General features: G+C 64.3%; 7 protein-coding genes. 1 reads left to right on the forward strand and 6 read right to left on the reverse strand.

Annotated features, from left to right (window positions below; translation table 11 throughout):
* Nucleotides 1-105: 105 nt before the first annotated feature.
* Nucleotides 106-675, forward strand: a complete 570-nt coding sequence (locus Y703_RS0102240) for a recombinase family protein (RefSeq protein WP_026551421.1) — start codon at nucleotides 106-108, stop codon at nucleotides 673-675.
* A 394-nt stretch (nucleotides 676-1,069) separates the two neighbouring features.
* Here Y703_RS0102240 and Y703_RS0102245 read toward each other — a convergent pair whose 3' ends face one another.
* The 6 genes from Y703_RS0102245 to Y703_RS17395 all read right to left on the reverse strand — a co-directional run.
* Nucleotides 1,070-2,302, reverse strand: coding sequence for a saccharopine dehydrogenase family protein (locus tag Y703_RS0102245; protein WP_026551422.1), 1,233 nt, complete (start codon nucleotides 2,300-2,302; stop codon nucleotides 1,070-1,072).
* Between the two features lie 12 nt (nucleotides 2,303-2,314).
* Nucleotides 2,315-2,713: a hypothetical protein gene (locus Y703_RS21870; RefSeq protein WP_155849375.1), complete on the reverse strand. Its 399-nt coding sequence runs from the start codon at nucleotides 2,711-2,713 to the stop codon at nucleotides 2,315-2,317.
* 951 nt (nucleotides 2,714-3,664) lie between these two features.
* Entirely contained in the window at nucleotides 3,665-4,285 is a 621-nt protein-coding gene (locus Y703_RS0102250) for an N-acetyltransferase (protein ID WP_026551423.1), read from the reverse strand.
* On the reverse strand, nucleotides 4,282-4,872 hold the full coding sequence (locus Y703_RS17385) for a hypothetical protein (RefSeq protein WP_035763483.1): 591 nt from the start codon (nucleotides 4,870-4,872) through the stop codon (nucleotides 4,282-4,284). Before Y703_RS17385 ends, Y703_RS0102250 begins: the two co-directional genes overlap by 4 nt.
* Nucleotides 4,872-5,450 carry a TetR/AcrR family transcriptional regulator gene (locus Y703_RS17390; protein ID WP_162148855.1) on the reverse strand — a complete coding sequence of 193 codons (579 nt, stop codon included), beginning with the start codon at nucleotides 5,448-5,450 and terminating at the stop codon, nucleotides 4,872-4,874. The genes Y703_RS17385 and Y703_RS17390 overlap by 1 nt, the downstream gene beginning before the upstream one ends.
* Nucleotides 5,451-5,964: 514 nt before the next feature.
* The coding region (locus Y703_RS17395; RefSeq protein WP_035763489.1) for an IS701 family transposase at nucleotides 5,965-6,880 on the reverse strand (916 nt) is incomplete at its 5' end.

The raw sequence follows: 6,880 nt of genomic DNA on the forward strand, positions 1-6,880 counted from the left end.
TTTGTGGCGGTTTTTCGTCCGCGCGTCGTCTCATCAATGTGTCTCACCGCATATATTCTCAGCAAGGAAGAAAAGTACCTTTGATGAGCTTTGGAGAGCGTTAGGATGGGAAGCATCGGATATGCCAGGGTCAGCACCCTGGAACAGAACGCTGACCTGCAACGTGCTGCCCTCGCCGCAGCTGGTTGCGACCGGATTTTCACCGATCATGGGGTGAGTGGAACGGTGGCCAGCCGCCCTGAGCTGGACAAGCTCCTCGACCATTTGCGGGAGGGAGATGAGGTCGTGGTGTGGAAGCTGGACCGGTTGGGGCGCAACACCCGCAACCTGCTGGCTCTGATCGATGATCTGGAACAGCGGGGTGTGCACTTCCGCAGCGTCACGGAGGGCATAAGTACCACCGGTCCAATGGGCAGGGCGATGCTGACGGTGATGTCTGCTTTCGCTCAGCTCGAGCGTGACCAGCTGGCGGAGCGAACTAGAGCTGGCATGGCTGTGGCTGCAGAGCACGGCCGGAAAGCCGGCAGGAGGGAGATCACCGCCGAGCACGCGAAGGTCAGACGCGCCCACGAGTTGAAGGCTCGGGGGCTTGCGCCGGTGGACATTGGGAAGATTATTGGAACCAGCCGTGCCACCGTGTACCGGTATCTGAGCATGGAAAGCGACGTCACGTGAGCCACGGTCCGTTGAACTACTCGAAGGCGCGCTTCGAAAAGCAGGCATAACCGCCTGTGAAGCAATCGGTACTGCGATCGACGTAGTGGACGATGCAGGGCTGTCGCGAGCCAAGGTTTCGAAGGATTCAATCAGCTCTATCCGAGCCGATCTCGCTGGCGAAAACACCCGTCCGCTTGAGGATCCTTCACCGTGCAGCATTCGAATGAGTCCGGCTCCACTCAACCAGGCAGCAATAGCGCCTACTCCACAGAGTTTGACCGGTGTGCCGCATCCGCATCTCGTGGACGACTGGAGTGGGCACGTCAAAGCGTCCCTCGCGCACGAGTCCGAGTTCTTCTGCGCGGGACTTCCCGGTTGATGTCGCAAACCAGGTGACCCGCAGGACGTGGGTTCAGGCGAGTCTGGTCTCCTCGTAGGTATGGCCGGCCGCACGCAGCCGCTGCACGAGCACGTTGCCGAGCGCGGTGGCCGGTGTCAGCGACCCGTTCGCGGGCGGTAGCTGGTCACCATCCAGCGCGAGAGCCAGCGCCGTCTCACCTGCCATGACGGCGGTAGCGGCGTAGCCGGGATCACCAGGGCCGGCAACGATGACCTGGTAACGGTGCCCGCCCTCGGTGTGGGCGGTCACCTGTGAGCGGAACCAGCCCTTGCGCTGCGTGTTGACGCTCGGACCCGTACCTGGTGCAGGCAGGACGTGGTCGAGCACGCTCCGGGTCGGAGGGAGCGCCATCGCGCCCGCAAATGCTCGGAGCCCGAGTGCGACTGCCCCGGCGATGACCGCCCCCGCCGGTCCGCGGGCTATTCCCATCACCTCGCCGTACTTGAGGGAGCGGCCGTAGGCCCAGCCCTGCAGCGCATTGCTGCGGCGCACTATCCGGGTGTTGACCGCGGCCATCAGGAAGGGTGCGGTCCAGGTGCCGTCACCGGAGCGGCTCACAGGACCGGTGTCCGGAGGCTGCAGTGTCGCCGGCTCCCGTGCGCGGTCGGGGCTGAGGGCGTAGGGGTCGGCGGCGAGCGACCGCCGGGAAGTGCTCGAGCGCATTCCGTCGAGCTGCCCGCGCATCGACTCGAGCGTGCCTCCGCTGATGCCACCCTTGGCCGTCGCGACGAGCTGGACCTCGACCAGGCCGCCAGCGCCGTCGGCCTCTGCCGCCTGATGGAGCAGCAGTACCGCGAGATCGGACGGCACGGAGTCGTAGCCGCACGAGTGTACGATCCGGGCGCCGCTCGTCCTGGCCAGAGCGTCGTAGCGGTCGATCGCCTCGCGGACGAAGGACACCTCACCGGTGAGATCGGCATAGTGGGTGCCGGCCTGTGCGCAGGCCTCAACGACGGGCAGCCCGTATTTCGCGTACGGACCAACGGTGGTAAAGAGCACCCGTGTGCCCGCGGCTAGGACGGCGATCGACCCCGCATCCTCCGAGTCGGCCTCGATGAGGGACCATCCGTGCGCCGCGACCGGCAACCGCGACCGGACCGCCTCAAGCTTGGCCCTCGACCGGCCCGCGAGCCCGATACGCAGGCCGGCCGGGGCATGCGCCGCGAGGTAGGCGGCGATCAGTTCGCCGACAAAACCCGTCGCTCCGTAGATGACAAGGTCGTGTTCGCGCGATGAGTTCTCCATACGAGCAGTCTCTCACCGCGGCGATCGGACTGCCCGTGACGTCACGGGGGAGAGCGCAAAGTCCCGGCGCCCCTTGTGCCCGAGGCCCTGACGACGGTCCTGGACACGCCAGGCTTCATCCCTTGTCGGCTCGCCCTTCCTGTGTACGGCCCGTTCCCGACGTCGAACGAGAATCATTTCAGCGGTTGAACCACAGGTGGATGACCCGCCAAAGGGCCCCGGCCCCGCCTCTTCGGCGCTGCGGCGCATGTGGCTATTGCCACTATTAGTCCTATTGGATCCAGAGGTCGTCTTGTTCTCGGCACACAGGCCGGCCGGGGCATGCGCCGCGAGGTAGGCGGCGATCAGTTCGCCGACAAAACCCGTCGCTCCGTAGATGACAAGGTCGTGTTCGCGCGATGAGTTCTCCATACGAGCAGTCTCTCACCGCGGCGATCGGACTGCCCGTGACGTCACGGGGGAGAGCGCAAAGTCCCGGCGCCCCTTGTGCCCGAGGCCCTGACGACGGTCCTGGACACGCCAGGCTTCATCCCTTGTCGGCTCGCCCTTCCTGTGTACGGCCCGTTCCCGACGTCGAACGAGAATCATTTCAGCGGTTGAACCACAGGTGGATGACCCGCCAAAGGGCCCCGGCCCCGCCTCTTCGGCGCTGCGGCGCATGTGGCTATTGCCACTATTAGTCCTATTGGATCCAGAGGTCGTCTTGTTCTCGGCACACCGAGAAGGAGGCTGTGCACGCCCACCGCTTGCTCGAGGTGAGCTTTCCCGTGTCGGTGACTTGGGTGGGTGTGTGCAGGCGGGACCTTGGTTCCTGCTGTCCAGGTGTGTGCGGGAAAAGCAGCGGAGCGTGGGGAGCTTTTGCCGTACCCATGTGGGCAGAAGGCCAAGCAACCGGCCATACGAAAGCTGGTTTGCCTAGCCACGAGGGAAGACGACCTTCTTAGGTTAACCGCGCGGGCATGGCTCAAGCGATCGTTATCGGCCTACGGCAAGCGGGTGATCGCTGTCCTTCATTCCGGCTAGTTTCTTCCGCCCCTCTCCTGACCCCGGGAATGTCTCGCAACCGACTCTTTCGTCAAGAATCACAACCCCTGCTTAGAAGGCAGGGTAGCAAGACATAGAAGGAGCAGTATTGATGGGGGGAGTGGTGGTGTCTCGTCCTGATGTGTTGCAACCCTAGGGTTAGGAGAGAGCGTCACGTGATGGACACCTGTGCAATGCGGACCTATCGACGGCGTTATCACCCTGCGTAGGAGCATGTTGCTGGCTCACGCGGACGGCGGATGCCGTTCTGTGTTGCCAGTGTCACTTTCAATGCGCTGGGCGTGTCTGCGTCGGCACGGAACTGATCGTCATATTCGGTCAGTTAGCTGCGGTCAGGCTCATGGCTGTTACTTGAAGGCCGGACAGTGAGAAGCTGCCGTCGACCTTGAACGAGAGGTGACGGTAGATCTCGACGTTGCGTGGATCTGCTGTGCTTAGGTGCACGGGTGCGATGTTCGGGCCGGTTAGTGCTTCGATTAGCGCCCAGCGCAGCAGGACGCCGCCGAGCCCAGTGCCCCGTGCCGCTTCGAGCACCCCCAGGAACTCCAGGATGGTAGCTCGTGGGGGGATGAACACCTCCTCCTTTCGCCGGTAGGCAGTGGTGCGGGACACGACCGCAGGTCCGCAACCGATCATCACCCGGGCCAGCCAGCCGAGCTGAGCGGTCACGGGCGGGGGGCCGATCGCAGTGGTGGCCCATTGCGTGGCCACCGGTCGACCGTCCCTTAGTAGTAGGTAACGGCGGGACCCGGGACGCTGTGCGAGCAGCCGCTCGGTGGCAGCGAACCAGGCCTGCCGATGGGATCGTTTTGGCCCACAAAGCCAGCGCATGCCGGGCTCGTCCGCGAATGCGTCTGTGAGCAGGTCGGCGCTGGGGCCGGTCGGTGGGTTGAGCAGGATCTGGCAACCCGCGGGGAGCGTCTGCCCGTCGTTGGTCATGCTTCACGCGGCACGGGTCCGGGGACCAGGAAGCAGACCAGGAGCTTGAGGTAGAACAGTGCCGGGAACCAGGCAAGCGCATCGGGGAGGGGCGCCAGGATCAGTCCCAGCACCAGCACCGCGACGAAGCTGCCGGTCGCGGCGACGAGCTTGACGGATTGTGGGGTGAACTCGATTAGCAGCGTTGCAGCGAGCAGTGAGATACCGCTGACCACCAGCCAGAACCAGTCCTGATCCAACAACACCAGCGCCACCAACCCGAGGTGCGCCATGTGGCTGGCAACGAACACCAACCGGGTGCGGCGCGCAGTGCGTGCCGGCCGATGGTACCAGGACTTCGCGGCCGTGGTCGACATGGTCAAGATGCCGCCGATCAAGTCGAGGACGATCACGCCGAGAAGGACGATTTGCCAGGCCGACCAGTGCGATCCGGTGGGGGAGGTTGCCAGGTACCAGCCAAGCAACCCGGCGCAAAGTACTCCGCCGACGCCTTGGGCGATGAGGTCGGGGCCAGTGTGCCCGGGGCCCAGAAACCGGTCGACCAGACCGGGCTGGGTGTTTGTGCCCGGTTCGACGTTGGGGCTCATTAGGTCTCGGACCACAGTGAGGCGAGCAGTCGGTAGCCCTGTTCGAGCTCGGCAGGGGAGGTCTCGGGGTCGGTCCGGAGCCTGTCGATCGCCCATCGGTCGACTGTTTGCAGCACCGCAGCTGTGGATGCCAGGAGCAGGTTTGGTTCGGTGTCGTCGCGAATGATGCCTAAATCTTTGCCGTTGGCGATCATCCGTTCCAGCCAGAGGGCCCCGGGATTCGCCCTGTCTGCGGCGGCGTCTACCAGCGCAAGATCATCGGGGTCGCCGGCGAGATGACGGTGGAGCTGGGCACCACCCTCGCGTAGCTGCTGCCAGAAGGCATGTTCGGACGGTGCCGGTGACCAGTCGCCGAGCAGACCGGCGATCCTGTCCCGCAGATCGGCCAGGACAGCGCCGAGCAAATCATCCCGACCGTCGAAGTATTGGTACGCCGTCGACTTGGAGATCCCGGCAGCGTCAATGATCTTGTTGTAGGAGGCCGTGTTGGCGCCGTAAGCGGCGAACTGGCGACGGGCGACGTCGAGGATGGTACGACGCTGTTCTGCGGACAACCGTGAAAAACGAGGTAGAGGCATGAAACCAATGGTAAGTACCATCGGTACGCTTCGCAAGTACACACCAATGGTTCACGACGCTTTCGGCAGCAGGATGCGTGGCCGGATACTCGCTCATACGCCCCGGCCCAGCTCACCGCGCGACGGCGGTGTCGTTGAGTGAGCCGCTTCAGAAAGCTCGCGGCGTTTCTCCTATCCGCCCCGTGTCGTATCTCATGCGTTTTGAGGCACGTAGCCTACGAGACACTTTCCGGCGTCGGATTCGGAGTGGTGTGTGGCGAAGGTATCTGGCAGGCGGTTTTGCTGCGTCATGGACGGGCTGTTTGAACTTTACAAGGGAAGGCTCTTGAGAGCTTCGTACGCTACCTCGCTCCTGAATTTCGATCAGCCAGCGACGCGGGTTGTCGGCTCCCGGGTACCGGTGAGGGTGACTTAGTAGTACTTTGTTAGGTGGGGGCTCGTGAGCGGCAGTGGGGGCAGTAACCGAACCAAACGGCGAGGACTTGTTGGAGTTCTCTGATGATGCCGTACAGGCTCAGGCTGCCCCAGCTGCTTTTGGGTTCTTGAGGCGGAGTCGGGTGATGAAGAGGTGGGCTGCGGTGACGAGGGTGACGTGGCGGTGCCAGCCGGTGAAGGAGCGTCCCTCGAAGTGGGAGAGTCCGAGTCCGGTTTTGAGTTCGCGGTAGTCGTGCTCGATGCGCCACCTCATTTTTGCGAGTCGGACGAGGGTCTTCAGTTTCGTGTGGGCGGGCAGGTCTGAGAGCCAGTAGTCGGTGGGCGCGGGCTCGTTGGGTGGCCATTCGGCGAGCATCCACTGCTCGGGCAGGGACCCGTCGTCATTCAGCGGTATGTCGCGGTTGGCGGGGCGGATGCGCAGGGCCAGGAAGCGTGATTTCATGGCCGCGCTACGGTTGCCGGGACCGGTCTTGGTGCCGTGGCGCCACGTGGCCTGACGGAGCTCTTTGCGTCCCGCGGCGAGGGCCAGCTCCCGCAGCGAGGATGATTTATCCCGGTACCTGTCCGCTCCGCGGGGCCCGCGCCCGCTGTAGGGTGCGGGTTCGGGCACGGCATGGGCCGGGTGGGCGCTGGTGGAGGCCTTGACCGCCAGTACGTACCCGATGCGCCGGTCGGCCAGGCCCTGGCGGAACGCGGTGATTTCCCCGTACCCGGCATCGGCCACGACCACCGGCGGGACCAGTCCCCAGACAGCGGCCTCATCAATCATTTCCAGGGCCTGGGACCATTTCGTGCGGTGTCGGACCGTGTCCGGGATCCCTGCCCGGGACCGCCGTTCCTGGATCCGGAAGGCGTCCTCGTTCGTCTCCGCACAGGTATCGTCCCATGCCTCGGGGACGAAGAGCCGCCAGTTCAGAGGGCACGAGGCCGCATCGGTGGCCCCGTGCAGACTGACTCCGATCTGGCAGTTCCCGATTTTCCCCAACGTGCCGGAG

It is taken from the genome of Arthrobacter sp. H20, from assembly GCF_000520515.1.
Lineage (GTDB): Bacteria > Actinomycetota > Actinomycetes > Actinomycetales > Micrococcaceae > Arthrobacter_D.

Bases quoted from the DNA above. Each gene is read 5' to 3' on its own strand.
- Y703_RS0102240 (WP_026551421.1), top strand. From the start codon at position 106: ATGGGAAGCATCGGATATGCCAGGGTCAGCACCCTGGAACAGAACGCT.
- Y703_RS0102245 (WP_026551422.1), bottom strand. From the start codon at position 2,302: ATGGAGAACTCATCGCGCGAACACGACCTTGTCATCTACGGAGCGACG.
- Y703_RS21870 (WP_155849375.1), bottom strand. From the start codon at position 2,713: ATGGAGAACTCATCGCGCGAACACGACCTTGTCATCTACGGAGCGACG.
- Y703_RS0102250 (WP_026551423.1), bottom strand. From the start codon at position 4,285: ATGACCAACGACGGGCAGACGCTCCCCGCGGGTTGCCAGATCCTGCTC.
- Y703_RS17385 (WP_035763483.1), bottom strand. From the start codon at position 4,872: ATGAGCCCCAACGTCGAACCGGGCACAAACACCCAGCCCGGTCTGGTC.
- Y703_RS17390 (WP_162148855.1), bottom strand. From the start codon at position 5,450: ATGCCTCTACCTCGTTTTTCACGGTTGTCCGCAGAACAGCGTCGTACC.